Source organism: Roseburia sp. 499, from assembly GCF_001940225.2.
Lineage (GTDB): Bacteria > Bacillota > Clostridia > Lachnospirales > Lachnospiraceae > Petralouisia.
On the sequence record NZ_CP135164.1, the window covers coordinates 2,014,672 to 2,040,412 of the forward strand.

The window sequence follows — 25,741 nt, forward strand, 5'->3', positions numbered from 1 at the left end:
ATAAGCCTCCTGTTTTTACATTCTGCCAATCGCTTCTTGTATATTTTCTACACCAATGATTTTTATCCCAGCAGTATCTGTAAGTGTCGGTACGCATACTTTAGGCAAAATACACGCTGTAAATCCTAATTTTCGTGCCTCTGTCACTCGCTGTTGCGCCATATTTACAGCACGAACTTCTCCACTTAAACCTACTTCGCCAAAACAAATAGTTTTTTCATCAATAGGCTTATCCCGAAAACTGGAAGCAAGTGCCATAACAATTCCCAAATCAATTGCAGGCTCACTCATACGGATACCTCCTGCAATATTAACATAAGCATCACAATTTGACATAGAAAGCCCTGCCCTTTTTTCCAAAACTGCCATCAAAAGGTTTACACGATTTAAGTCCGTTCCCGCAGCGGTCCTTCGTGGAATCCCAAAACTACTGTGACACACCAACGCCTGTACCTCCAACAGCACCGGACGAGTACCTTCCATAGAGCATGCCACAACAGAACCAGAAGCTCCTTCCGGCTTCCCATTTAGCATAAATTCTGACGGATTTTCTACTTCCCGTAATCCCTCTTCACACATCTCAAATACACCAATTTCATTGGTAGAACCAAAACGATTCTTTACTCCGCGTAATATACGATAGGCTGCATGGCGGTCTCCCTCAAAATAGAGTACCGTATCTACCATATGTTCTAACACACGGGGACCTGCTACTACTCCTTCCTTCGTAACATGGCCTACAATAAACACCGTAACCCCCATTCCCTTTGCAATCTGCATCAAACGTCCGGTAGATTCTCTTACCTGTGAAACACTACCCGGAGCAGAACTTACTTCTTCGTTATACATAGTCTGAATGGAGTCGATGATTACCACACTTGGTTTCTGCCGCTCAATCACTTGTTCTATCCGTTCTAAATTGGTTTCACACAACAACTGCAAATTATCAGAAAAGTTTCCAATCCGCTGGGCACGCATCTTTATCTGTTGTAAAGATTCCTCACCTGAAATATACAAAACGCTCATGGCATCTGCAAGATTCCGGCACACCTGAAGTAAGAGCGTGGACTTTCCAATTCCCGGATCACCACCTACTAATATCATAGACCCCGGAACGATTCCACCGCCTAACACCCGATCCAATTCCGGAAATTGTGTCTTCATCCGTTCTTTTTCCTGCATATCAATCTCTGACAATTTATAGGACTTTAAATCCTGATTACCACCTACTACACTTTTCAGCTTTCCTGCAGTCTTCTTCTCTACGGTTTCTTCTACAAATGTATTCCATTCTTTACACCCCGGACATTGCCCCATCCATTTGGATGATTCGTATCCACAAGATTGACAAAAATATACAGTAACATTCTTCCCCTTCGCCATTTATTTCCTCCTATCCAGTTCCATTTACAAAAGACAAGGGCTGTTGTGGTACACAACAACCCCGTTTTCTTCTCATTGTTATTATTCAGCTGTCTTTTCTATTTTAACCTTTACTGATACGCCTTCATTCAGCTCTACACTTAAATTAAGCTTACCACCAAGATTCGTCTTCATATGTCCTACGTTCACATCATCTACAAATACTTTGTATTCTGCTTCATCTTCCAATTCCAAAGTAATCTGTGCATCTTCATTTCCTTCTACTTCAAATGATACACCTGCCTCTGTTTCCTGCAAATGATGTACTGCAGTTCCAGGTACAGACTCATATACAAACATTCCATTCTTCTCTAATTTGGTAATCTCTTTAAATGTCTTTACCTTATATAAATCTCCACCAAACTCAAAATCTTCCACTTTGGACTTGGATGCCAGTGTATAATTACCAAAACTGATGCTTCCGTCCTCTGTACGAATCAGCTCTTCTATTACAGCCATTTTATTATCCTCCTGTTGACAATCATTTGTCTTACGTTCTTTTTGTATCTAACATTATACAGCTATACCTTCACAAATGCAATTTCTTTTTTCTTTAAAACCACATTTACTGTATCCTGATTTTTTACTCTGCCTGCCAGCACTTCTTCTGCCAGTCCATCCTCAATCTTACTCTGTATCATTCGACGTAACGGTCTGGCACCATACTTCGGATCATATGCCTTATCTACAATATACTTCTTCACTCCGGAAGTAATATTTAAGTTAATTCCCATCTGGCTTTGGCAACGATTGATTAAATTCTTACTTAAAAGCGTCACAATCTTCTTCATGTCTTCCTTGGTCAAGGCATGGAATACAATGGTCTCATCGATACGATTTAAAAATTCCGGTTTGAAAATTCTTCTTACCTCTTCCATAACCCCATTTTTCATCAACTCATAATTATGTTTTGCATCCTCCACTGATGCAAATCCCAGCCGCTTCGGCTCAATAATAGATTGTGCCCCTGCATTTGATGTCATGATGATAATGGTGTTCTTAAAGTCCACTTTTCGTCCCTGAGCATCGGTAATATGACCATCATCTAATACCTGAAGCAGAATGTTGAATACATCCGGATGTGCCTTTTCGATTTCATCAAATAAAATAACAGAATACGGATTACGCCTTACCTTTTCGCTTAGCTGTCCGCCTTCTTCATATCCCACATATCCTGGTGGTGATCCAATCATTTTAGAAACACTGTGTTTCTCCATATATTCTGACATGTCTACTCGAATCATGGCACTTTCTGTTCCAAACATTGCCTCTGCAAGTGTCTTGGATATTTCTGTCTTTCCTACTCCGGTAGGTCCTAAAAACAAGAAAGAACCAATTGGCCGATTAGGATCTTTGAGTCCTACTCTTCCGCGTCGTACTGCTTTGGCAACTGCGCTAACTGCTTCTTCCTGCCCTATCACTCTCTTATGAAGTACAGATTCCAGTTTTCTCAATCGTGCAGTTTCTTCTTCTGCCAGCTTTTTCACCGGAATCTTAGTCCACTGCGAAACCACCTCGGCAATTTCATTTTCTCCCACCTGTGGCTTCTTTCTTCTGCTATCTTTTCCTGCCTTCTCCTGCAGTTTCTTATACTGTTCCTGTAATTCTTCTCTTTTCGTTTTTAACTCTGAGGCCTTATCCAGTTCCATTTGCTGAACTGCTTCTTCCAGTTCTTCTTCCAATTCACGAATTTGAATTTGCATTTCTTGTAAAGGCACTACTGTCTTTACGCCTTGCAGACGCACTCTGGCTGCTGCCTCGTCCATAAGGTCAATTGCCTTATCCGGAAGAAATCGGTCTGAAATATAGCGTTCAGAAAGCTTTACGGCTGCTTCTATTCCTTCATCTGTAATCTTCACCTGATGGTGCTTCTCATATAAACCACGCAATCCTTCTAAAATTTTTATGGTCTCCTCTGCAGATGGTTCTTCCACCATAACCGGCTGGAAACGACGCTCTAAAGCTGCATCTTTTTCTATATATTTCCGATACTCTTCAATTGTGGTTGCGCCAATCAATTGAAGCTCGCCTCTTGCCAAATACGGCTTTAAAATATTGGATGCATCCATGGCACCCTCTGCGCCACCTGCACCAATAATTGTATGAAGTTCATCTAAAAACAATAGAATGTTTCCGGCTGATACCACTTCTCTTATCACTTTTTTTATACGTTCTTCAAACTCACCACGATATTTAGAACCTGCAATCATGCTGGATAAGTCCAATGTTACCACACGTTTTCCTGCCACGGAATCCGGCACTGCTCCCATGGCAATCTGCTGGGCAAGTCCTTCTGCAATAGCTGTCTTTCCTACTCCCGGCTCTCCGATTAAACACGGATTATTCTTTCCTCTTCGACTTAATATCTGAATTACTCTGCGTATTTCCTGCTCTCTTCCGATTACCGGGTCCATCTGACCTTCCTGCGCCAATTTCGTTAAGTCTCTTGAATACTGATCCAACACCGGTGTTGCTTCCAAATTCTTTTTTCTGGACTTAGCGGATTTTAGTTCTTCTTTGGAAAAGCTTCCCTCTTCCCCCATAGCAACCAACAAGTCGATATATAACTTCTGCAGATTAATTCCCATGGTATGCAAAAGTCGTACCGCTGCTGATTCACTTTCCTTTAAAATTGCTAATAAAAGATGCTCTGTTCCTATTTCCTCGTTGCGAAAGCGTTCTGCTTCTTTCCCCGCATTTTCTAAAACATTCGTAGTTCGTGGAGAATAACCGTCTTCATCCAAAATTAATACATCTCCGGCCGGAGCAATCAATTCCTGAATCAAATCCAACAGTTTTTCTGCCTCTACCTTATTCTCCATCAGGACTTGTGCTGCCACTCCGGTTTTTTCCTGAATCAGCCCCAACAGAATATGCTCTGTTCCTATATAATTATGCTGCATCTTTTGTGATAAACGCGCAGCCAGTTCTAGTGCTCTTCTGGCCTTTTGTGTATACTGTTTCTGCATTGCTGTCCTCCTAATAATCCTCTTCAAATATTTCGTCTATCAACTCATGTACTTCTTCCCTCGAAATATTTTTGCATACTGCCTTTGCCAGGATTACCCGTAATGTTTCTTTCATTTCCTGCATTGCCTGTGCCTTTCCTTCTTCCAAAAAAATCACAGCTCCATTTCGCCGGTCTAACTTAATGAAGCCTTCCTGACGTAATACATGATATGCCTTATTTACCGTATGCATATTAATTCCAATACTCTCAGCTAACTGTCGCACCGAAGGGAGCGACTCTCCCTCTTGATACTGATTGGTAGCTATTCCAAACACAATTTGATTGCGCAGTTGCATATAAATAGCTTCATCACTATTAAAATCAATTTCTATATACATAGTATCACCTTTTACAGATCATCTAAATCGATTACTTCAAAATCATCTTCCGGCTTATCTTGTTCCGGTACTTTCTTCTCCGGCACCTTTTTTTCCGGTACCTTCTTCTTTTCTACCATATCGTCTTCCTGCTCTGATTCCTGAGAAGTTTTTTTCTTCCATATACCACGTTTTGGCTTTTCCTCCTCTTCCATATCCTCCGGAAAATCTTCATCTACTCCTTCTATATTCTCTGCTTTCTTTCGGAATCTCTTTGGCACTTCATTAAAATCATCTTCCCACTCATCTTCATTCTTTTTTCCTCGAAGAAAAAGATTTACAATAATAACGACAAGTACTGCTATTACAAAAATCAAAATAGCAATGGCTTTTCTTGTAAAATTTTTTTGACTTGTATACTGTGCATCTAACTTATCATATGCATTCTGCATACTCTTCATGTCAGCATTCAGTACCTCTTCATCTACTGTAGCTTCTTCGGTCTGCTGAACATAACGTTGCAACGTACCTTCCGTCTTATCGTACTGATACCATCCAGTATTTCCGGCATTGCTGACAGCATATATGAGGTAAAAATCACTCAAACTTGGTTCCTGGTTTCCATAGGCGGTCACAGTTCCGTACTCGCCAATTTCTACCGCAGATGCAGCATACATCTCCGGCATCTCTACGTCGGCCGGAGGATTTAATATAATATAGTAACTACTGCCTGCTTCAATTTTAACAAATGGATATATACTACCACTTTGTTGTTCATAAACAGCCAGTGTATTTTTCACCTCGGCATCCGGTGTAGTAAGATATACTAAGACCACATCTCCCATATTAAACTGAAGCGCTTCTACGTCCTGTCCCCTACAATTCGCTGTTACTTTTGTAAAATCTGCTGGCACCTTGTCCGCCGGAATAGTAGCTGACAAATTATATTCATGTCCATTTAGAATAATAGCATCCGGATTCTCTTCGGCTGTTCCTTCGTTTTGGATCTCTTCCGGTGTTTCAGTTGCGCCCCCCTTGTTTACTGCTATCTTATAGGTTGCCTTGGCACCATTCTCAGCTTTCACCACAATACTAATTGTATTGGTTCCTTCTTTTAAACCTGTATTTCCGGTAATGGATTCTATTGTTGCCTTAGCATTAGACGGCTTGGCATCTACAGAAATCTCATTTACATCAGCCCCTACACTTGCTGTATAACTGGTAGTCTTATAACTGAATGCCGGCGATAATGTTCCCGGAGAAATTTTTAATGAGGAAAGACTATTATCCCCTGACTGTGCTGTCGTACTTTCTGTTCCATCGTTTATCGCAATTTTTGTCCCACCTGCAGTTAATCCATCTGAACCACTAACGGAAACAGAAGCACTTCCTGATGCAGTTGCTTTTAAAGTAATAGATGCCTTTGCCGCTGTCACCTCAACCTTTCCGCCTTCACCGCCGGAATAATTGGAATCACTACAACTTACAAAAGAAAACTTACTGCTGTCATAACTAAATCCCAATGTAGTAGACACCTGTTCTCCATTGTCATTCTGAGCTGTTGCAGTTATGGTAACACTATCTCCTATATTTAAACTGGATGCCGACACTGCCACTACCACTTTTCCACTGGCATAAGTTGGCATGGAAGGCAGCACTGCAATTGCCATTATGATTCCCATTATAATCCCTAAATATTTTTTTAACCCTTTCATTCTAGTGCTCCTTTCTCTTCTATTTATTACAAAACATATATTTACCCATTTTCACTTAGTATCATTATAGTTTTTCCTGTCTGATATTGTCAAGGCTTATACGCTAAATATTGTGTGTTTTCGACATTTTTTACTAGATATAGGAACAAAGAGTGCTTTGCACTCTTTGCACGCTATAGGAATTGCAACGCAATTTCCTGTAAAGAAAAAAGAGCAGCCGTAATATACGACTACTCTTTCATAGCTTATGAAAACCAAACATTAGTACAAAACAGTAAAAACAAGAACATAGCGCCGATAAAAATCAAACCTATTACCAGTCCAGCTGCTGTAGCACTGACAATCATACGTCTGGTTTCCTGCTTTGTCAGTTGTTCCTCCTGCTTGTACATACTATCCTGCTGCTCTTTTTCCCGTTCTTCCGGTTCTTTCCGAAGTTCTGCTAACTCTTTTTCCTGATTTGCCAACAATTCATCTATATATCTATCTTTAGAGTTAAAACCTCTGAAATTACTCCTAGTCATACAGGTGACACCTTACCTTATGTCCATTTCCCATATCTTTGGTCTGTGGAGCTTCTTTCTTACAAATTTCCATGCATTCAGAACATCTGGTGTGGAATTTACAACCGGATGGCGGATTTGCCGGAGATGGAATACTTCCTTCCAGAATAATCCGGTCTAACTTTACATCCGGGTCCGGAATTGGAATTGCGCTAAATAATGCCTTGGTATAAGGATGCAATGGATTTTTAAATATATCCTCTGTTGCTCCTGTCTCTACCAATCCACCTAAATACATAACACCCACAGTATCAGAAATATGTTCTACAACTGATAAATCGTGAGAAATAAATAAGTAGGTAAGATTGTATTCTCGCTGCAAATCCTTCAGCAAATTGATTACCTGTGCCTGGATGGACACATCCAATGCTGATACCGGCTCATCACAAACAATAAATTCAGGATTCAACGCGATTGCTCTTGCAATACAGATTCTCTGACGTTGTCCACCGGAAAATTCATGTGGATATCTATCCTTATGATATTCCTGTAAACCACAGGAATTCATAATCTTAGTAATATATGCGTCATACTCTTCTTTTGGAACGAGATTATGCTCCTTCACAGCCTCTCCAATAATTTCTCCAATCGGAAGTCTTGGGGACAAAGAGGAATATGGATCCTGGAAAATAATCTGCATCTTTGTACGCAAATCACGCATTTCCTTTTTACTTACCTTATTAACATCAATTCCGTTAAACAATACTTGTCCGTCGGTCTTTTCAATCAATCTTAAAATAGTACGTCCCGTGGTAGACTTTCCGCAACCGGATTCTCCTACCAATCCCATGGTGGTACCTCTTTTAATGCTAAAACTTACATCATCTACTGCCTTTACAGATCCTTTGGCAGAACCAAGTGCACCTTTAATCGGAAAGTATTTTTTCAGATGACTAACTTCCAGTATATTTTCATCCTTGTGAATAAGAGGCTCCTGTATCTTTTCATTTTCTTTTGACATTTTACTTATCCTCCTTCACAGCATCATTTACATGGCGATAACAGCTTACATAATGTGTATCTGAAATCTTAATTTCTTCCGGATACACGCCATTACATGCTTCTACACACATCTCACAACGGTCCTTGAAATAGCAGTAATTTGGCATATCAATTGGATTTGGTACTTTACCCGGAATACTATAAAGTTTATCAACCTTTTTGCCAACTACCGGCTTGGAGTTCATCAAACCAATAGTATACGGATGACGTGGGTCTTTGAAAATCTCCTGTGCAGTTCCTTTTTCAACTACACGTCCCGCATACATAACTACAACATAATCTGCCATTTCTGCAATAACTCCCAGGTCATGGGTAATCAGCATAATAGAGCTGTTAATTTTATCTTTTAATTCACGCAGCAAATCCAGAATCTGCGCCTGAATAGTAACATCAAGAGCAGTTGTTGGTTCATCTGCAACAATCAATTTCGGATTACATGCAAGTCCCATAGCAATCATAATACGCTGACGCATACCACCAGACAATTCGTGCGGATACATGGAATAAACACCTTTACTATTGGCAATTCCTACTAATTCAAGCATTTCAATAGTTCTTTCTTTCACCTGTTCTTTTGTCATATCCGGATTATGCAATGCAATAACCTCATCTACCTGAGCTCCGATACGGAATACCGGATTCAAGGAAGTCATCGGCTCCTGAAAAATCATCGCCATCTGATTTCCTCTTAACTTCTGCATCTCAGATGTTGGAGTATTTACTACATTATATACCTCGGAACCGGTATTAAAACGAATTTCTCCTTCTACCGTCTGTCCGGTAGGTCTTTGTACCAGCTGCATCATGGAAAGACTGGTAACAGACTTTCCACAACCGGATTCTCCTACAATACCTACTGTCTTTCCTTCCGGTACTTCAAAAGATACACCATCTACTGCTTTTACAACTCCGATATCCGTAAAGAAATATGTGTGCACATTGTCAAATTCTACTACATTCTTCGGATTCTTCATCTTTGTAATATATTCTTCCTTCGGAATATGCTTACGATTTCTCTTTTTCTCTATTTCAGCAGTAATTTTACGATTTTCCTTGGAAATTCGTCTGGATTCTTTTGCTGAAATATAATTTGCACTCTTTTTATCTTTATTTCCAAATAATCCCATACTGCTCACCTACCTCTTCATCTTCGGGTCAAATGCATCTCGAAGTCCGTCACCAATAAAGTTAAATCCTAAAACGGTCAACAAAATCAGCATACCTGCCGGAATCCATACAAACCAGAAATTAGTCATAACATAAGAATCATTTACTGCATTGATAATATTTCCCCAGGAAGCAAATGGGAACTTAACTCCCAAGCCCAAGAAAGATAATGTCGCTTCCGTTAAAATTGTATCACCAAGTCCCATAGTTGCAATAACAATTAACTGTGGAACTACGTTCGGAATCAAGTGAACAAAAATTCTTCTATGGGTACTGATTCCAAGTGCTTCTGCTGCTGTCATAAACTCCTGTTCACGTAAGGACAGAATCTGACCACGTACCATACGTGCAACACCTGCCCATCCAAGAAGACCTAACATGGCACACAATACAAAAATACGAAGCTGTGGGTCAATCTTCCAGAAGTCCATAATGGCACCAAGTATAATGTAGAGTGGCATAGCCGGAATACAGTAGAAAATATCCACCAAACGCATTATCAAGGTATCTACCCAGCCGCCAAAATATCCGGCAACTCCTCCCATAATTACACCGATAAACACCTCTAAAATAACGGTAACAAATCCAACTAACAGAGAAATTCTACCACCAAACATCAAACGTGTCAGTAAATCCATACCATGTCCATCGGTTCCAAACGGATGTGCCTTAGACGGTTTCGCATAATTATCATTTACCTGAGTTTCCACATAATTTCTTACGGTATACTGCTCATTTTTACGTTTTAATACATATTCTGTTTCTTCCCCATTTTCATCCGTAAAGGTAAACTTTTCTGCGCCTTCATCAATTGCTTCTAATGCTGCTCTTCTAAAATCCAGTGTAAGGAATACACCATCATTTACAGCACTAATATTATAAGTAGATACCAGAATATATTCTTCACCATCTTTATAGAATAATGCACCTTCGTCATTTTCCTCGATGGTATAAGTAGTACCTTCTACTTCCATAGAGGTTTCTTTTGCCTCTACTGCTTCTAAAGCTGCGCATTTAAATGCAAAAGAAGCTTCTACATCCTTTGTTGCACCACTAAATACATATTTAGAAGCAATCGCAATGTTTTCTGCAACACTGATGCTGGTAACACGTCCTTCCTGGGTAATGCTGTAATGCACTCCATCTGCATCAAATTCTGTTGCATTTTCCGTAACCGCTGCTTCATAGGCTGCTTTTACACTGTCTGTAAGTGTTCCTGCCGCCACTTCATTATAATTTACTCTTCCGCGAACACTGGTTACTGTAGCAATTTGTTCTCCCTGTACAATATAATACAAATCATCACTCTTTTTCAGTAATCCATAGCTAACATCCTTCGCGCTGAAGCTTGTCTCTCCCTTATTAATTGCAAGAATCATCTGTGCCTGTGCTGCTGCCGGAAAATCCTTTCCCTCTGCTATACTGTATTGCCAGTCTGTATTTTCTGCTACACCGGCATAATCCTTAATAGCAGTTTCCGTTGTACGAAATACCTGTTCTTCGCTGTAAGGAGTAATCATTCCTCCTACAAAAGAAAATAAAAACATACAGACTATAATTACCAAACCAACCATCGCCAGACGGTTACGAAAGAAACGTTTTGCAACCATCATACCTGGTGACAGCACTTTTACTCTTTGCTCATCATCCAAAGAAGTAGATGTGCTACCTTGTTTTGTATCTAAATTCTTCTCTTCGCTCATCCTGCTTCTCCTTCCTAGTGAACTCTTACTCGTGGGTCAACCACTGCATAGAGTATATCTGCAAGCAAGTTTCCCAAAAGTGATAATATAGCTAAAAATGTCAGATAAAACATGGAAAACGGAATATCTCCTCGTGTCATACTTAAATAGGAAGTATACCCAATCCCCGGTATCTGAAATAACTGTTCCGTAATCATGGCTCCTGCAAATAATCCCGGTAAACTTCCACCTAAGATTGTTACAATCGGAATCAAAGTATTACGAAATGCATGATAATTGATAACACGCTTTTCTGAAAGTCCCTTTGCTCTTGCTGTACGGATAAAGTCAGAATTCAATACTTCTAACATGTTGGTTCTTGTATAACGCATCAAGCTTCCTATTCCTACAATGGTCAAAGTTGCAACAGGAAGAATTAAATGCTGTGCATAATCAAGGAACTGTCCAAAGGAACTTAACTGCTCGTGCATACGTCCCACACTACCATATAAATCCAGCCATCCAAGTTTTACAGAAAATATCATCTTCAATATGGTAGCAAAGAAAAAGCTCGGCAATGAAATACCAATCAATGCCAACACCGTAACAGCATAATCTGTTCTTGAATACTGTTTCCTTGCTGCAAGTATTCCTAATGGTATTGCTATGGCTATTTCCAATATGAAGGCACAGGCCCCCAATGCAAAAGAATACCATATAACCTCTTTAAACTTCTCAATAACAGGCATATTCCACTGCCAGGAATCTCCAAAATCACCTGTAAATACATTTCCTATCCAGACCACATATCCCTGAGGAATATTTACATCTAATCCATAAGACTCATTTAATTGGTCTAACCACTCTTCGTATGACTTTGCACCTGGTTTCTGAGACATCTCTCGTGCCTTATTTTCCACATAAGAGCTTGGCATACATCTCATAATGGAATAAATAATAAGTGTTACGAAGAACAGAATAATAACGCTTATTCCTAAACGCTTTGCTATGAACTTCTTCATCGTTCTTCTCTCCTATCTTTCTTTTCTCTTCTATCTCAAATACTTTATTTGCCTAATATAAGTATATTATTTTCTGCCTTAACAATAGCTTTGAGCCCACAATATGCGGGTTCAAAGCCATTTCATAAAATTGAATTATAGATTATATTATATTATTTCATTTCTATATTCTGAACCTCTGCTAACCATCCATAGAATGGTGTAACATCTTTTGTCATAGTATCTTCGTTAATTCTTTCAGGACTGTAAATCACACAGTTCTGTCTCTGATAAGTAGGAAGTTCTACTGCCCAGTCTAAGATAATATCCAAGCACTGCTTGTACTCTGCCTTACGGAATGCCTGATCATCGCTTGTACGTGCCTCCATAATTAAGGAGTCCAAATCTGCATCTGCAAGGTGGTAATGGTTGGAGTCTGTTCCACCCTTTCCTACAATATTAGTGCTGTAGTATACCTGATACATATCAGGGTCAATGGTTGCTCCCCAAGCTGCTGTCCAGAACTGCTGAGTTCCTGCATCTAAACTATCCCAAAGTACATTGGAATCACTTGGGTTATTGATATTTAATGTAATACCAATAGATTCAAAAGCTGCCTTTGCATCTGTTAACAGACCAAATGCAGGATGGTCAGAACCACCTTCTGCCGGAATAAGTGCTTCGTATTCTAAGCTTGCGCCTTCCGGAGCTGCTGTTACTTTACCATTTTCTACGGTATATCCTGCTGCTTCAAAGTATCCTAAAGCTGCCTGTTTTGCTGCTTCATACTTCTCATCTGCGCTCATTCCATCAGTGTAGATTGGATTGCCATCTACATCCTTAGAATATGCTAACTCATAGTCTGCATCAGACTTCTGAGGAGCAGCCCAAGAAGTATTGGAAATTGGGTAATTAATAATAGAAGCTGCATCTCCGTAATAAGAATCAATATTAACATCTCTGTATACAGAGAAAATTGTCATCATAGCTTTTCTTAAGTTCTTAGAAGCATCACTATCAGGTTCACCAGCAACATTTACAGTATCTGCATTACATCCAAGATATCCATATCCTAAATTATCAACGCTACTTGTGATAATCTTGTCTCCACTGGTCTCACCATTGCTGTTAATACCTGCAATCTGCTCAAAGGTTGATTTGCTTCCAGATGGATCTGTTAAATCTACAGTTCCCTGTTCTACAGCAGTAACTTTTTCTGTTTCAGCTGTTTCTTTGAACTGTACATTTTTAATCTTTGGAGCCCCTTTGAAATAATTTTCATTTGCTGTATAGTAAATGGTCTTATTTTCATATTTTTCGAATACGTAAGGACCTGCTCCCATTGGCTTCTCTGTTTTTTCACGTACGATAGATAAGTCTCCACGAGTGAAACCGAAAGAGTTGTTATCATAGTCATATAAACTCTTGTCACCATAGTAATGTAATGGAGCAATTTGAACTGCCAACTGGTAAATAGTTGTTGCGTCGAATCCATCGGTTACTACCTGCACAGTGTAGTCATCTACACGGGTAATACCGGAGATATTTGCAACTTCTTCACCCTGTCCATTTGCTCTCATTTCTTCGATAACTGCTGTTTCTGCAAGACTATTTACATCTTTATCGAAATAAGCCGCATCTCCATAAGCAGTTGCTAATGCTTTATAATCTGTACCATATGATGCAATAATATCTGCTAATACAGTCTCATCATCCTTACCAGTTACATCATAGTCCGCTGGTCCATAAAAAGCCGCAAATGCTTCTGCTGCTGTTACTCCTTCTTCTAATCCATAGGAAGTAGGATCTGTAACTACATCTGACTTTACCCATGCAAATTCGGAAGTAAGAAGCGGTGTAATAAGTTCTTCCTTAACCTGTGTTGCTAATGTCTCAGGCATTTCTTCAATCTTAGCCTCTATCATCTCAGGTGTAACAGAATCTGCTGCTGTAGAGTTGGCACGATATGCTTTCATACCTTTGATTGGCTGTGAATATAAAGTAGAACTTCCATCATAATCTGTGTCAGCTAAAACATACATACTAAAGATTACATCATCGATAGTTACCGGTTCTCCGTCACTGAACTTCATGTCATCACGCATTTTAATGGTGTAAGTAGTATCACCTGTTGCATCATCGATATCCACATCTACATCAGACGCACTGTAGTATGTATAGTCAGTACCGTTATAAGCTGCTGTCTGACCTTCGATACCATCATAAATAACTCCACCAGCTCTGTCAGTCTCGATAAGGGAAACCTGTGTCATTGCTACAGCATCCTGATCGTATGCTGTGTCTGCAAAGAACGGACTGAACTTTGCACTAAACTGTGAATAACCTGCTACCAATGGTGTTTCACCATTGCTTGACTCTTCTGTCTTCTTGTCACCAGAAGAAGTCTTTTTTCCATCGTCAGTTTTACCACATCCTGCAAGCATTCCTGCAGCCATGCATCCAACGAGGAAAAGAGAAAGTAATTTCTTTTTCATAATTTTTCCTCCTATGAATATAGTATATATAAACGCCAAAGCGTCCATATCAAAGTTATTTTGTATCTTTCCGCTCCTGTTTTTCTACTACGACACGCTTCTGCAATCTATTATGATATACCAATGCTACATAATCCATGACCGCCAAAACTATCATAATTCCCCAAAACAGTATCTCCGTCATTGCATCGATTTCATTTTTATTATTCATTAAAAATATTCCATCGGCACACACCGTAAAGACACATAAAAAAAATATTGCCAAAACAGACTTCATCATCCGAAACATAGTCACTTCATATTGATGTTTTTCCATTTTTTCCGGAATGCGAGAAAATCCAACAGCCCCCATTATATAATAAATAAGCGGAAGTATCATACAAAGATATGGTAGTACAATATACACCTTGTAACTTCCAGGACTATTCAATAAGCCTGCAACAACCAGCAATACCAACTGCAATGTCGCAAATAAAACCTGAAAAACAGCACGTCTTTTCTTCTCTGCCTCTTCCATATAAAAGATATAATAATCTCCTACATAAGAAAACTTTTCTTCTCCTGCTTTTCTTTTATAATCCTGGACAAATTTCTTCTTCATACAATCCTCTTCCATGGAATCTGTTTACCAACATCCACCAAACTTTACAATATCATTAGCGATTATAGCACAGCTTCAAATCAGCGACAAGCCAACGCGCTACCGCTTTACTGTTTTACCCTAGTGAATTTCTTGGTTTTGTCCTTTTTGTGGACATTCGTCTTTCTGTGGCAAACACTTTTTTCAATGTCCTAAAGTATATCATAAAGTTTTTCATTGTACTATATATTTCTTCTGGTATTTTTGGGTTATTTTAACTACTTTTTTGCATATATATACTTTTTAAAATTATTTTTATTCATTTCTTTATTTAGATACCGCAATACCGCGATAAATTGTGTGTTATTATTATAATATTTTAAAAACACATTTTCTTTTTTCTTCGTTTTTAGCCCAATTAGCATATTTATTCACTTTTATTTATTATTTATTCTTATAAATAGCTGTACTTTTATAAAGTTATGCTTTTTTAAGTCTTTTGTACTCCTTTTTATTTTCACTACTCAAAAAATACCACCAAAGCAGTCCACTCATGATTACAAATACAGGAATTGCTTTTGCTTTATCCCAAAGCATAATATCTGTATCCGTTACCATTGCAGCCAACATTAAAACAGAAAATGTCAAAACCATTGACATAATCCCTGTTAATAATAACGTTCCCATATCCAGATTTGTTTTCTTCTTATTTTTCATTTGCTTATCCTCTCTTTCTTTTCTCTCCTTAAATATCCCTTAAACATCTTTGATACCATTTTATCAGGATGTGTGTCCAATAAACCGTACTTTACTTTTCCCTGTTGCGTTTTTTTTCGTTCTGGTATAATATGAATACTTAGTGAGTGCAAGCTAAATATGATTTTTAATTAAGGAGAGTTCAAATGAAAAACTGTTTTGTTGCCCAATCTGGCGGCCCTACCGCTGCAATTAACGCCAGCCTTGCCGGCGTAATCAAAGGCGTATTAGAACATTCTGATTTTGACCGTATCTATGGTTCTTTAAATGGAATCACAGGAATTTTAGAAGGAAGATATCTTGATTTGACAGATATTTTTTATAAGGAAGAAACTCTGAATCTTTTAAAACGGACTCCTGCCATGTATCTTGGCTCCTGCCGTTTTAAACTGCCAAAACTCGAAGAAGACAGCAGTCCTTACCAGCTTATTTTTCAAAAATTTGAAGAAATGAATATTGGAGCATTTTTCTATATTGGCGGAAATGATTCTATGGATACTGTAGACAAACTCTCTGCTTATGGTGCTTCCATCGGCAGTGATATCCGCGTCATTGGTATTCCCAAAACAATTGACAATGATTTATGCGTTACTGACCATACTCCGGGATTTGGTTCTGCGGCAAAATACGTAGCTTCCTCTATTCTTGAAATCTCACATGATACTTTAATCTACCATGTAAAAAGTGTAACTATCGTGGAAATTATGGGACGTGATGCCGGCTGGCTTACTGCAGCCACTGCCCTTGCAAGAAATGAATATTCTACCGCTCCTCACTTAATCTACTTACCTGAGCGGGCTTTTGATACCGAAGAATTTTTATCTGATGTAAGCCGCGTGTTAAAGGAACGTAACAATGTAGTCATTGCTGTTTCTGAAGGTATTCGCGATAAAGATGGAAACTATATCAGTGCATCTGCCGGACCTGCCGACACTTTCGGCCACAGTCAATTAAGCGGTGCCGGAAAGGCTCTGGAGTATTTAGTACAAGAGCGTCTTCATGTAAAAGTACGTTCTGTTGAAGTAAATATCCTACAGCGTTGCGGTGGACACATTGCTTCCCTTACAGACCTTAACGAATCCTTTGAAGAAGGACGTTTTGGTGTAACACTTGCCGCAAAGGGAGAAACCGGAAAAATGATTACTATTTCCCGTACCTCCGATGCACCTTATACCGTTTCTTATGGTGCTTCTTCTATTGCAGAAATTGCAAATAAGGTAAAAGGCGTTCCAGACGAATACATTAACGAAGCCGGAAATGATGTAACTTCGGAAATGCTTACTTATCTGAAACCACTGATTCAGGGAGAGCCTGTAGTAGAATTCAAAGACGGACTTCCGGTGTATTTACCGGTCGCACATTTGGTATAAAATATTTTGTTTACAAAAACGGACGAAATTGCGCTTTTGCTTTTTCGTCCGTTTTGTTTCTAAAATCTCTATTTTCCTGTTAGCACTTCAAAATATTGCTTTACTTCCGCCCATGCGGCTTTTGACTCCGGCATCAACATCATTCCCATCTGAAACACATGAAACATTCCCTTGTAAATATGAAGACGTACCCGTACTCCCTGCTGTTTCGCCTTCTGTGCAACTCCTACCGAATCACTCAACAGCATCTCCATCTCACCTACTTGTATCAGCATAGGCGGAAATCCCCAATATTCACCAAACATGGGTGAAATATAAGGATGTCGCGGATCATTTGTTCCCACATAATCTTTGTTATAAATAAGACTATCCCTTGTATTTCCAAATAGTGGATCACATTCATAGTTATCTTCATAAGAAGGCCCACTTGCTGTTAAATCCGTCCAAGGAGACATCAGCACCAAACCACCCGGCAATTTTCGGTTATGATCCTTCAAGTACATGCATAACGCTAACGCAAGTCCCCCTCCCGCAGAATCTCCTACCACAATAATCTGTCTACTATGCCATCCGGCTTTTTTCAACCAATTAAAAGCAGCAACTGCATCCTCTATTGCTGCCGGATAAGGATACTCCGGAGCCACTCGATAGTCAATGGTCAGCACATTCATTCCCTTACTTGCTTCACAATACAATCCGGCGAAGGAACGATACGCATTGCGCATTGCTCCAACGTAACCACCACCATGAAGCTGTAAAATCACATAATCTTTTCTTGGTTTTTCCTTCCGAGACAGGTATTCCATAGTAAAACCCGGCATTTCGATTTCTTCCATCCGAAAACAATCCGGACAACGCCATTTGGGTTCTACCAGTTTCTTACGAAGTTCTCCGGTTTTAATTTTTCTACCAATCAAATTATCATTGGTAACATACGCAATCATTTCCCGGATTACTCTTCCTCTTGTGCTGATTTTTGCCATTTTTCCTCCTATACGTGAAATCTTCGCTTCAATTCTGCCTTTGCTTTACGGTCTCCAAATATTAGTGTTGCTAACAACAGACATGCAGATACCGCGGCTGCAATAATGGAAAGCACCGGTCTGGTAATCACTTCCAAACGCCACATAACAAGACATCCACTCGACACCAGTACCGTACATATCTGCATCAATAGATAACTCTGCCAGTTTGTCATATTTACCAACATCAGTATCATAATAGTGACATCCAGTAATAAAATTGCCCCGGGCATTACATAATTCACAGACCACCCGCGATAGCCAACAATATTATCCACCGCAATTCCCAACAACACTGCTCCAATCACCTGAATCCATATCACACTTCGATAACCTGCATTCTTCTGAATCGAATATTTCAATGTAATATAACAATATAAAATGCTAATACCGGCAATGGCTGACCACCATACACCCTGATATGTCACATAATTTATAATAATCAAAGCTATCTCTGTAACAATTGCAAGAAAGCTATATAGTCTCACCACAAAATTCAACTTTTTTACTGTCTTTTTTACATCAGGATACCCCACTGCTATTCCTTCCGGTTCTTCTGTTTGCTCCAACACATTCTTGCACAGGGGACATACCGCTGTCTCATCCAAAATTTCTACGTTACATTTCTTACATCTTCTCATTCCTCATATACTCCATTCGTTTCTATCTGTACTGCAATTCCATCCTCAGAAAGTCTATGAAAAAATCCCCTCTGTACAGAAGTTTCTGCCAGATTCGAACTTATGGTAAATACCAACTTATTCTTGTAAGAACAGATTGTTCCCTTCACATTCTGCCCCTTTGACATGGACAAAAATGCGGAAAACTGCTCAATATAATCCTCGTATTCCTCTTTCACCTGAATATTTCCAATATTCGTTACTGTGGTAGTATTTGCAAGGGCACTGGTACGGTATACATACTTCATTGCCAGACTCTTTATAAACAATGGAACTGCCCGCAGAATAAAATTCTTCTCATTAGAAACATTATACGCAAACAGATTTTCTAAATTTTCACGGGTAATCTGACTACGCAGACTTTCTGCCACAATCCCTACTACCTCTTCAAAAGTATAATTCTCCTTTTGTGGCTTAAATACCGCAGAAACAATAACAAAAAAGTTCTTCATAGTAATCGAATCAAAATAAGGTCTTAAGTTCACCGGAACACAAGAGCTAATAGGACGTCCATGCTTATTTTTAACACCATGAAGAGAATCCTGATAAATGCTCCACAAAAAAGCAGCTACCAGATATTCATTGATGGATACCCCATAACCTTTGCTGACTCTTTTCAGTTCTTCCACTGACATATATCCATGCATAACACCAAGTTGAAGCGAATCTAATTTTTCCCCTTTTACCATATATGCCCGTTCTGTTTTATACCCTTTTTTATGCCCTTTTTTGTAGTTTTCCAGATAACTATCTTCGCGGTTTAAAGAAGTTTCACTGCTAAGACCATCTCCCAGCTTTTCTGCTAATTCCGGATGCGCCAGGCGAAGATACTGATACGTTAATTCTTTTAAGAAGGTGATTCCACCCATTCCATCCGTCAATACATGAAATACTTCCAAATTAATTCGATTTTTATAATAATTTACCCGGAACAGGTAATTCCTGTTCCGGTTTGGTGAAATATACTGACAGGGATAACGATATTCTTCCTTTACTTCCGGTGCCGGCTTCTGGTTCGTCTCAAAATAGTACCAGAACACCCCGGAACGCATTCGCACATTGAAAACATCAAACCAAGGTAACACTCGCTCTAATGCTTCCTGCAATAGTTCCGGCTGCACCTGCTCTTTTAAGGTTACCGATATGCGGTACACATTGCTCATACTTTCTCCCGCTATAACAGGAAAAAGATGTGCTGTATTATCCAATTTATCCCACTTTATTTCACTTGATTTTCTTTTCATGCCTCTACCTTTATTGTTCTATAATGTTCTGGATTCTCATAATCCTTTTCATATCCATCGTCTTCATAAAGCTCATATTCTGCCTTGTCGGTTACAAAGTGCAAAAGCTTTAATTCCTGCTGTTCTGCCTCTTCCATGAACTGACCACCCATGGTATAAGGAACAATTTTCTCCGGACGGATGAAAAATACCACTTCATCCAGTGCCACATCGACATAGTAGTGTCCCTTTTCCAATACCTCTGTCTTGATGTCATTCATACTCTTCATACGAACCAATTTCATTTTTTCAGGCAAATATACATATCTTCCGGTTGCATTCTGCGTATAAACAGGCGCAATCATAATACTCTCGCCCATCAACAACTGGTCTTCCACCTGCTGTGCCTGTGTATCCTCCGGATATGCAAACGCCAACGGCGTAAACAGCATCTCATTGCGAAGTACTGCCTTCATGTATTCACTATACAAATATGGCATCAGACCATAACGAATTCCTATGATATTCTTGAATGCTTCTTTGTTAGTAAACTGATAAGCCTCCTGCTCTCTGGTTCCAATTGCAGAATGATTACGCATCAACGGTGTAAAGATGCCGAGTGCTAACCAACGCAATACCAAATCTTCTGTGGTATCTGCTCCAAATCCACCTAAATCAGCTCCTGTATATAAGAATCCACACATATTCATAGATGGCAACATCTGTAAATTCATCAGTAAATGAGACCACCAGGACTGGTTGTCTCCCATCCATGTTCCACCATAACGGTGCATTCCAATATAAGAAGCACGAGAATAGATAAGAATACGCTTTTCCGGACATAATTCTTCAAATGCTTCTCCTGCTGCTCTTGTCATATTATAACCATACAAGTTATGTACCTTATCATGGCATATCTTTTTTCCATCCATATTGTGATAAATAGATGCATAATCTTCCGGATTATTTGCAAGTCCATTTACCAAATCACGGAAACCGAATACTTCCCACATATCCATATCACGGTTATCCATTTTCTTTATTTTTTTCATCACTGCATCCAGATTCTTCTCGGAATAAAAAATTGCCGGCTCGTTCATATCATTCCAGAATCCTTCAATCCCCTGATCTAACAGAATCTTGTACTGCTTTCCGAACCATTCTCTGGCATCTTTATTTAAAAAGTCTGGAAAATGAACTCTTCCCGGCCATACAGCCCCTACAAAGTCACTGCCATCCTTTTCTTTACAGAAATATCCCTTTTCCACGCCTTCCTCATAAGTGTCATAGCCTTCTTCAATCTTAACACCTGCATCAATAATAGGTACCAGATGAATATGCTCCTTCTCCATTTCTTTTACAAATTCCGGGAAATCCGGAAAAGTCTCATCGTTTACAGTAAAGTCCTTAAAACGTTCCATGTAGTCAATGTCCATACATACATTGTCAATCGGGATTCCATTCTCACGATACCCCTTTACTACCTCACGGATATCGTCTGCACTTTTATAACCCCAACGGCTCTGAGTATAGCCAAATGCCCACTTTGGCGGAATATAACTGCGCCCGATTAAGGCACGGAATTCTTTTACAATATCAAGAATCTCTTTTCCCTCGATAATATATACATCCATATCCCAATCTTCCGGTGTAATTCGAATCTCATTCATTTTGGTATATCCCATGTCCAGAATCAGTTTCCCCGGATAGTCTATAAATACACCAAACCGCTCTTTTCCATCTACTACAAAAAAGTTATGTGCTCCATAAAGCGAATGCTGTGTTTCTGTATGATTTGGCTGGTCAGCACAATTACTCTCGTAAATCCAACCTCTTTTGTTGATTCCTCTTACATTTTCGCCAAGCCCGTAAATGCGGTCTTCTGTTCCTAACTTATAAACAAAGCTCTTATCTTCTTTTTTTAAATATGGTATCTTTCCCTTTGCTGCTGCAAGTTTTTTTTCAACAGCATCTGTATTAATTGGATTTCCAATACTAAATTTACGAATTTTGCTCATGTTTCTTCCTCCTGATTGCCTCTCCATTTTATCTAAATTACCCTACAGGCATTCTACCATATTATCATAAGAATTTCTATCCTTCTATTCCGGTTTCTTTGATAATTATTCTTTGAAGCATCCAAATACACACAATATTGGGAATTGCCATACAAGAATTAAATAAATCTGAAATTCCCCATACCAGCTCCAAAGACATGACAGCTCCCAGATACACCGCAAACAAATAAAGAATCCGATAATTCTCAATTCCCTTTTCTCCCCATAAATATTCTACTGCACATTCTCCATAGTAGTTCCAGCCAATAATTGTAGCAAAAGCAAATAACACCAAAGATATGGATAAAATCGTATCTCCTCGAACCGGTAGTTCTGAAAAGGCAATAAAACACAATCTGTCTTGTGGTGCATGTATATATTTTTCCGGACTTCGTATCATACTGCTGACAATGGTAATCCCTGTAATGGCACACATAACTACTGTGTCCCAAAAAGTTCCTGTCATAGACACCAATCCCTGCCGCACAGGGGAAATGGTTCTTGCTGTAGCAGCTGCCATGGGCACGGAACCAAGCCCCGCTTCGTTGGTAAATAGTCCCTTGGAAATACCAACCCGCATCGCAGTCATAACAGCAGTTCCGGTAATCCCACCAATGAAAGACTTAGAAGAAAATGCAGAACCTATAATCACTTTTAACGTCTCTGGCAGATAAGACGCATTTTTCCCCATAATAAAAAAGCATCCTCCCAGAAAAAAGATGCTCATTACCGGCACAAGAAAGGTACAGACCTTTGCAATCTGTTTTCCTCCTCCCAGAATCACCACCCCTGCCAGCATTGCTGTTATAATTCCAATGACATGGGGTGAAATCCCCACCTCGCCTCGGATTGCCGCTGAAATAGAATGCGCCTGCACACTGCTTCCAATTCCAAAGGAAGCAAATACTGCAAATACGGAAAAAAGTACCGCCGCCCACTTCTTATGTAATACCTGTTCCAACACATACATAGGTCCTCCTACATAGGAACCATCTTGCCGTCTTACCCGATACTTCACAGATAAAAAACTTTCTGCATAGCAGGTAGCAATTCCAAATACCCCCGTAATCCAACACCAGAATACTGCACCGGGTCCCCCTACGGCAATGGCTGTAGAAATTCCTATGATATTTCCTGTTCCAATGGTGGCAGCCAAAGCTGTTGCTAACGCAGAATAAGGGGAAACATTTCCTGTTTCCCCTTCTGTTTTGGTAAAACTTTTCCGTATACCTTCCGGAATTCTCTTTTGAATCACTCCTAGACGGAATGTAAAATAAACATGAGTTCCTAGCAAAAGCACCAGCATTGGAAAATTCCAGAGATAGGACTGTATGGTTTTGACTACTTTAAAAACTGTATTCATGAACCGCTCCTCTATACTTACTATAATTTAAGTATATTGGCGCCTGTCTCTTTCTATGAAACAAACTTCTACTATTTTCTATTTTCCTCCATCCACTTCACAGCAAAATCTACCAACTCCCGCTGCCGCATAAAGCAGATACTGCTGTTACCTAATGGCACTCTTGTGGTTGTGCCTAACTTTTCAAATGCTTCCCCAATCTCTTCGAAGTCTTCTCCATCTACATAAAGGGTGTCATAAGCTACCCATTCTCTTTTTCCATTTACCATCATAGCACTGTGTTCGGTAGACAAATGCTTTCCCGGATATTCTGCTCTTACATCTGCCAGATGTAAGGAAGTATTCTTGTCATAACCTACTCCAATAAGCAGTACATAACCATCTAATTCATACAACTTTCCAACAGGAGAATCCTCTCCGAAAATATTGGACAAATCATGATTTTCTGTCAGATATTCTGCATATTTTCCATGTGCTGCTACAGAACGTGCCGGATGGTCGCTACGCATCGTTCCCCGCCATTGACGGAACATTTCTGCCACTGCTCCCATGGTATTGGTAGGAGTAATATTCTTATCGTATGCCGGCCACTGTTCCCGAATGGTCTGCCACCATTCCTCTGGCTCTTCCCAATGTACGCCCACTTCCGGGTCCAGATTCTTCCATGACTGAGTCGGCATCATAATAGTTCCTTCTTCTCCGACACTTTCTAAAAGTGCCTCTATCACAATCTGCGCACCTCCGCATACAAATCCAAGGCTACTCAAAGAAGTATGTACCATGATATTCTGTCCCGTTTTTACTCCAACTTTCTCTAATGCTTTTTTAATGTCCTCTTTTAAGACAATTTTTCTTTCCATAATTCTACTTCCTTTCCACTACTCTCTTGTTTCTCTAAACTTCTCATCCAACTCTTTCTGTGGAACACTACCAATGAAATCACTAGTCGCACACATTCCTCTAAAGAAAGAATAAAATAAACATAAGGTATCGACAACTCCAATACAAATGCTGTCAACAATCCCAACGGCACTCCGAATCCCCATGTACCTAGAATATCTATACACATGACATACTTTGTCTTTCCTCCGCTTCGAAGAATTCCTCCGCCTAAAATCATATTAAGTACCTTGACCGGAGCCACCAACGCAAATGCAAAAAGTATCTGCCCTGCTGTTTCTTGTACGCTTTGCTCCACATTATAAATCTGTACATAATATCCTCGGCATACAATCAGTATCAGTGACAATATCAGCGCCCCGCCTAGGCCATACCACATCAGTTTTTTTGACTCCTGATATGCCTTCTCATATTCTTCACCGCCTAAGGACTTACCAATGAGAATTGCTGCTGCCTGGGAAAGTCCACTCAATGCTCCAATCAATAACACCTGAATGGATGATGTCAACGTCATCGCTGCACAGGCATCTGTGCCGATATGCCCATAAATTGCTGCATATACATTTTCCCCAAGACTCCATAAAAACTCACAAACTAAAATGGGCATTAAAATACCAAGATACTGTATTCTTCCACTTTTGTTCATACGAAAAACAAATTCCATATGCAGTAACTGCTGTTTCCGATAATGTCTGAAAAATAATCCCAGAATTAACAAACAGCTAGTACATTGAGATACCACTGTTGCGATTGCCGCTCCAGTCACTCCCAATCTTGGGAACCCAAATTTTCCAAAAATCAGCACATAATTCAACCCAGTGTTGAGCACTGCTGCCAAAATGGTAGAATACAATGGGATGACTGCTGCATCTATACATCGTAACAATGTAGACAGCAAGGTTCCTACTGCAATCGGAATATATGATATTGCAATAATCCTAAGATATCCCGCTGCTACCGCTTTTGTGGCACCATCCTTTGTATAGGCCCCCATAATCTGCCCTGGGAAAACAAGGCACATTCCGGTAAATAGTATTGCTAGTAAAAGTGCTATTATGATATTTACAAAAAAGCTACGGCTAACTTCTCTATCATCCTTTTTCCCCATATACTGTGCAATCATAATTCCTGCTACTGCCGCAATGGCAGAAACCAATACGGAAAAAATAGAATAAAACTTTCCACCCAGACCAATTCCTGCAATGCTTGTACTTCCAAGTTGTCCGGTCATCACCTGGTCGATGACACTAAACGAGGACTGTAATAATGATTGTAAAGTAATAGGAATCGCTATTTTCAATACTGATTTGTAGAATGAATTTTCCTGCTTCATAACTTGCCTCCATCTTAATCTTACTTCATATTTATCTTATTCTACAATCAGCATATTTACAATAGGTTAAACGCGTAACCTGT

21 protein-coding genes are annotated in these 25,741 nt (G+C 39.5%); 1 reads left to right on the top strand and 20 read right to left on the bottom strand.

Going from position 1 to position 25,741, the window contains the following annotated elements; genetic code table 11:
- Positions 1 to 15 precede the first annotated feature (15 nt).
- From radA to BIV20_RS10020, 13 genes are all read right to left on the bottom strand, one after another.
- Positions 16 to 1,383, bottom strand: coding sequence for a DNA repair protein RadA (gene radA / locus BIV20_RS09960; RefSeq protein ID WP_075720589.1), 1,368 nt, complete (start codon positions 1,381 to 1,383; stop codon positions 16 to 18).
- An 81-nt stretch (positions 1,384 to 1,464) separates the two neighbouring features.
- Positions 1,465 to 1,881, bottom strand: coding sequence for an endosialidase (locus tag BIV20_RS09965; protein ID WP_075720590.1), 417 nt, complete (start codon positions 1,879 to 1,881; stop codon positions 1,465 to 1,467).
- 62 nt (positions 1,882 to 1,943) lie between these two features.
- Positions 1,944 to 4,391 (bottom strand): ATP-dependent Clp protease ATP-binding subunit, encoded by a 2,448-nt coding sequence (locus BIV20_RS09970; RefSeq protein WP_075720591.1) that lies wholly within the window; start codon positions 4,389 to 4,391, stop codon positions 1,944 to 1,946.
- Positions 4,392 to 4,401: 10 nt separating this feature from the next.
- Positions 4,402 to 4,770: a GntR family transcriptional regulator gene (locus BIV20_RS09975; protein WP_075720592.1), complete on the bottom strand. Its 369-nt coding sequence runs from the start codon at positions 4,768 to 4,770 to the stop codon at positions 4,402 to 4,404.
- Positions 4,771 to 4,781: 11 nt separating this feature from the next.
- A complete protein-coding gene (locus tag BIV20_RS09980) occupies positions 4,782 to 6,464 on the bottom strand; it encodes a cadherin-like beta sandwich domain-containing protein (protein WP_075720593.1) in 1,683 nt (560 codons plus the stop codon).
- 245 nt (positions 6,465 to 6,709) lie between these two features.
- On the bottom strand, positions 6,710 to 6,988 hold the full coding sequence (locus BIV20_RS09985; protein ID WP_075720594.1) for a hypothetical protein: 279 nt from the start codon (positions 6,986 to 6,988) through the stop codon (positions 6,710 to 6,712).
- Positions 6,981 to 7,988 carry an ABC transporter ATP-binding protein gene (locus tag BIV20_RS09990; RefSeq protein WP_075720595.1) on the bottom strand — a complete coding sequence of 336 codons (1,008 nt, stop codon included), beginning with the start codon at positions 7,986 to 7,988 and terminating at the stop codon, positions 6,981 to 6,983. Before BIV20_RS09990 ends, BIV20_RS09985 begins: the two co-directional genes overlap by 8 nt.
- 1 nt (position 7,989) lies before the next feature.
- Positions 7,990 to 9,156: an ABC transporter ATP-binding protein gene (locus BIV20_RS09995; RefSeq protein ID WP_075720596.1), complete on the bottom strand. Its 1,167-nt coding sequence runs from the start codon at positions 9,154 to 9,156 to the stop codon at positions 7,990 to 7,992.
- A 9-nt stretch (positions 9,157 to 9,165) separates the two neighbouring features.
- Positions 9,166 to 10,899, bottom strand: coding sequence for an ABC transporter permease (locus BIV20_RS10000; protein ID WP_075720597.1), 1,734 nt, complete (start codon positions 10,897 to 10,899; stop codon positions 9,166 to 9,168).
- Positions 10,900 to 10,913: 14 nt separating this feature from the next.
- Positions 10,914 to 11,900 carry an ABC transporter permease gene (locus BIV20_RS10005; protein WP_075720598.1) on the bottom strand — a complete coding sequence of 329 codons (987 nt, stop codon included), beginning with the start codon at positions 11,898 to 11,900 and terminating at the stop codon, positions 10,914 to 10,916.
- A 152-nt stretch (positions 11,901 to 12,052) separates the two neighbouring features.
- Positions 12,053 to 14,374, bottom strand: coding sequence for an ABC transporter substrate-binding protein (locus BIV20_RS10010; RefSeq protein ID WP_075720599.1), 2,322 nt, complete (start codon positions 14,372 to 14,374; stop codon positions 12,053 to 12,055).
- 55 nt (positions 14,375 to 14,429) lie between these two features.
- Entirely contained in the window at positions 14,430 to 14,975 is a 546-nt protein-coding gene (locus BIV20_RS10015; protein ID WP_075720600.1) for a hypothetical protein, read from the bottom strand.
- Between the two features lie 459 nt (positions 14,976 to 15,434).
- A complete protein-coding gene (locus BIV20_RS10020; protein ID WP_075720601.1) occupies positions 15,435 to 15,671 on the bottom strand; it encodes a hypothetical protein in 237 nt (78 codons plus the stop codon).
- Positions 15,672 to 15,856: 185 nt separating this feature from the next.
- Between BIV20_RS10020 and BIV20_RS10025 the strand changes: the two genes are divergently transcribed.
- Entirely contained in the window at positions 15,857 to 17,080 is a 1,224-nt protein-coding gene (locus BIV20_RS10025; protein ID WP_075720602.1) for a 6-phosphofructokinase, read from the top strand.
- Between the two features lie 68 nt (positions 17,081 to 17,148).
- Here the strand turns inward: BIV20_RS10025 and BIV20_RS10030 are convergent, their stop codons facing one another.
- The 7 genes from BIV20_RS10030 to BIV20_RS10060 form a co-directional block, all read right to left on the bottom strand.
- Positions 17,149 to 18,063, bottom strand: a complete 915-nt coding sequence (locus tag BIV20_RS10030; RefSeq protein ID WP_075720603.1) for an alpha/beta hydrolase — start codon at positions 18,061 to 18,063, stop codon at positions 17,149 to 17,151.
- Between the two features lie 8 nt (positions 18,064 to 18,071).
- A complete protein-coding gene (locus BIV20_RS10035) occupies positions 18,072 to 18,743 on the bottom strand; it encodes a DUF6320 domain-containing protein (protein ID WP_075720604.1) in 672 nt (223 codons plus the stop codon).
- Positions 18,740 to 20,026: a hypothetical protein gene (locus tag BIV20_RS10040; RefSeq protein WP_075720605.1), complete on the bottom strand. Its 1,287-nt coding sequence runs from the start codon at positions 20,024 to 20,026 to the stop codon at positions 18,740 to 18,742. The genes BIV20_RS10035 and BIV20_RS10040 overlap by 4 nt, the downstream gene beginning before the upstream one ends.
- Positions 20,023 to 22,023 carry a TIM-barrel domain-containing protein gene (locus BIV20_RS10045; RefSeq protein WP_075720606.1) on the bottom strand — a complete coding sequence of 667 codons (2,001 nt, stop codon included), beginning with the start codon at positions 22,021 to 22,023 and terminating at the stop codon, positions 20,023 to 20,025. Before BIV20_RS10045 ends, BIV20_RS10040 begins: the two co-directional genes overlap by 4 nt.
- A 76-nt stretch (positions 22,024 to 22,099) precedes the next feature.
- A complete protein-coding gene (locus BIV20_RS10050; RefSeq protein WP_075720607.1) occupies positions 22,100 to 23,425 on the bottom strand; it encodes an alanine/glycine:cation symporter family protein in 1,326 nt (441 codons plus the stop codon).
- Positions 23,426 to 23,496: 71 nt separating this feature from the next.
- A complete protein-coding gene (locus tag BIV20_RS10055) occupies positions 23,497 to 24,285 on the bottom strand; it encodes an aminoglycoside N(3)-acetyltransferase (protein ID WP_075720608.1) in 789 nt (262 codons plus the stop codon).
- Complete coding sequence (locus tag BIV20_RS10060; protein WP_075720609.1) at positions 24,264 to 25,658, bottom strand: MATE family efflux transporter; 1,395 nt, start codon at positions 25,656 to 25,658, stop codon at positions 24,264 to 24,266. Before BIV20_RS10060 ends, BIV20_RS10055 begins: the two co-directional genes overlap by 22 nt.
- Positions 25,659 to 25,741: the final 83 nt, after the last annotated feature.

What these genes read in the sequence shown, in the direction of transcription:
- BIV20_RS10040 (WP_075720605.1), bottom strand. Translation starts at nt 20,026, where the DNA reads ATGAAAAGAAAATCAAGTGAAATAAAGTGGGATAAATTGGATAATACA.
- BIV20_RS09975 (WP_075720592.1), bottom strand. Translation starts at nt 4,770, where the DNA reads ATGTATATAGAAATTGATTTTAATAGTGATGAAGCTATTTATATGCAA.
- BIV20_RS09970 (WP_075720591.1), bottom strand. Translation starts at nt 4,391, where the DNA reads ATGCAGAAACAGTATACACAAAAGGCCAGAAGAGCACTAGAACTGGCT.
- BIV20_RS10060 (WP_075720609.1), bottom strand. Translation starts at nt 25,658, where the DNA reads ATGAAGCAGGAAAATTCATTCTACAAATCAGTATTGAAAATAGCGATT.
- BIV20_RS10025 (WP_075720602.1), top strand. Translation starts at nt 15,857, where the DNA reads ATGAAAAACTGTTTTGTTGCCCAATCTGGCGGCCCTACCGCTGCAATT.
- radA (WP_075720589.1), bottom strand. Translation starts at nt 1,383, where the DNA reads ATGGCGAAGGGGAAGAATGTTACTGTATATTTTTGTCAATCTTGTGGA.
- BIV20_RS10035 (WP_075720604.1), bottom strand. Translation starts at nt 18,743, where the DNA reads ATGAGAAGATGTAAGAAATGTAACGTAGAAATTTTGGATGAGACAGCG.
- BIV20_RS09985 (WP_075720594.1), bottom strand. Translation starts at nt 6,988, where the DNA reads ATGACTAGGAGTAATTTCAGAGGTTTTAACTCTAAAGATAGATATATA.
- BIV20_RS10020 (WP_075720601.1), bottom strand. Translation starts at nt 15,671, where the DNA reads ATGAAAAATAAGAAGAAAACAAATCTGGATATGGGAACGTTATTATTA.
- BIV20_RS10030 (WP_075720603.1), bottom strand. Translation starts at nt 18,063, where the DNA reads ATGGCAAAAATCAGCACAAGAGGAAGAGTAATCCGGGAAATGATTGCG.
- BIV20_RS09990 (WP_075720595.1), bottom strand. Translation starts at nt 7,988, where the DNA reads ATGTCAAAAGAAAATGAAAAGATACAGGAGCCTCTTATTCACAAGGAT.
- BIV20_RS09995 (WP_075720596.1), bottom strand. Translation starts at nt 9,156, where the DNA reads ATGGGATTATTTGGAAATAAAGATAAAAAGAGTGCAAATTATATTTCA.
- BIV20_RS10015 (WP_075720600.1), bottom strand. Translation starts at nt 14,975, where the DNA reads ATGAAGAAGAAATTTGTCCAGGATTATAAAAGAAAAGCAGGAGAAGAA.
- BIV20_RS10000 (WP_075720597.1), bottom strand. Translation starts at nt 10,899, where the DNA reads ATGAGCGAAGAGAAGAATTTAGATACAAAACAAGGTAGCACATCTACT.
- BIV20_RS10010 (WP_075720599.1), bottom strand. Translation starts at nt 14,374, where the DNA reads ATGAAAAAGAAATTACTTTCTCTTTTCCTCGTTGGATGCATGGCTGCA.
- BIV20_RS10005 (WP_075720598.1), bottom strand. Translation starts at nt 11,900, where the DNA reads ATGAAGAAGTTCATAGCAAAGCGTTTAGGAATAAGCGTTATTATTCTG.
- BIV20_RS10045 (WP_075720606.1), bottom strand. Translation starts at nt 22,023, where the DNA reads ATGAGCAAAATTCGTAAATTTAGTATTGGAAATCCAATTAATACAGAT.
- BIV20_RS09965 (WP_075720590.1), bottom strand. Translation starts at nt 1,881, where the DNA reads ATGGCTGTAATAGAAGAGCTGATTCGTACAGAGGACGGAAGCATCAGT.
- BIV20_RS09980 (WP_075720593.1), bottom strand. Translation starts at nt 6,464, where the DNA reads ATGAAAGGGTTAAAAAAATATTTAGGGATTATAATGGGAATCATAATG.
- BIV20_RS10055 (WP_075720608.1), bottom strand. Translation starts at nt 24,285, where the DNA reads ATGGAAAGAAAAATTGTCTTAAAAGAGGACATTAAAAAAGCATTAGAG.
- BIV20_RS10050 (WP_075720607.1), bottom strand. Translation starts at nt 23,425, where the DNA reads ATGAATACAGTTTTTAAAGTAGTCAAAACCATACAGTCCTATCTCTGG.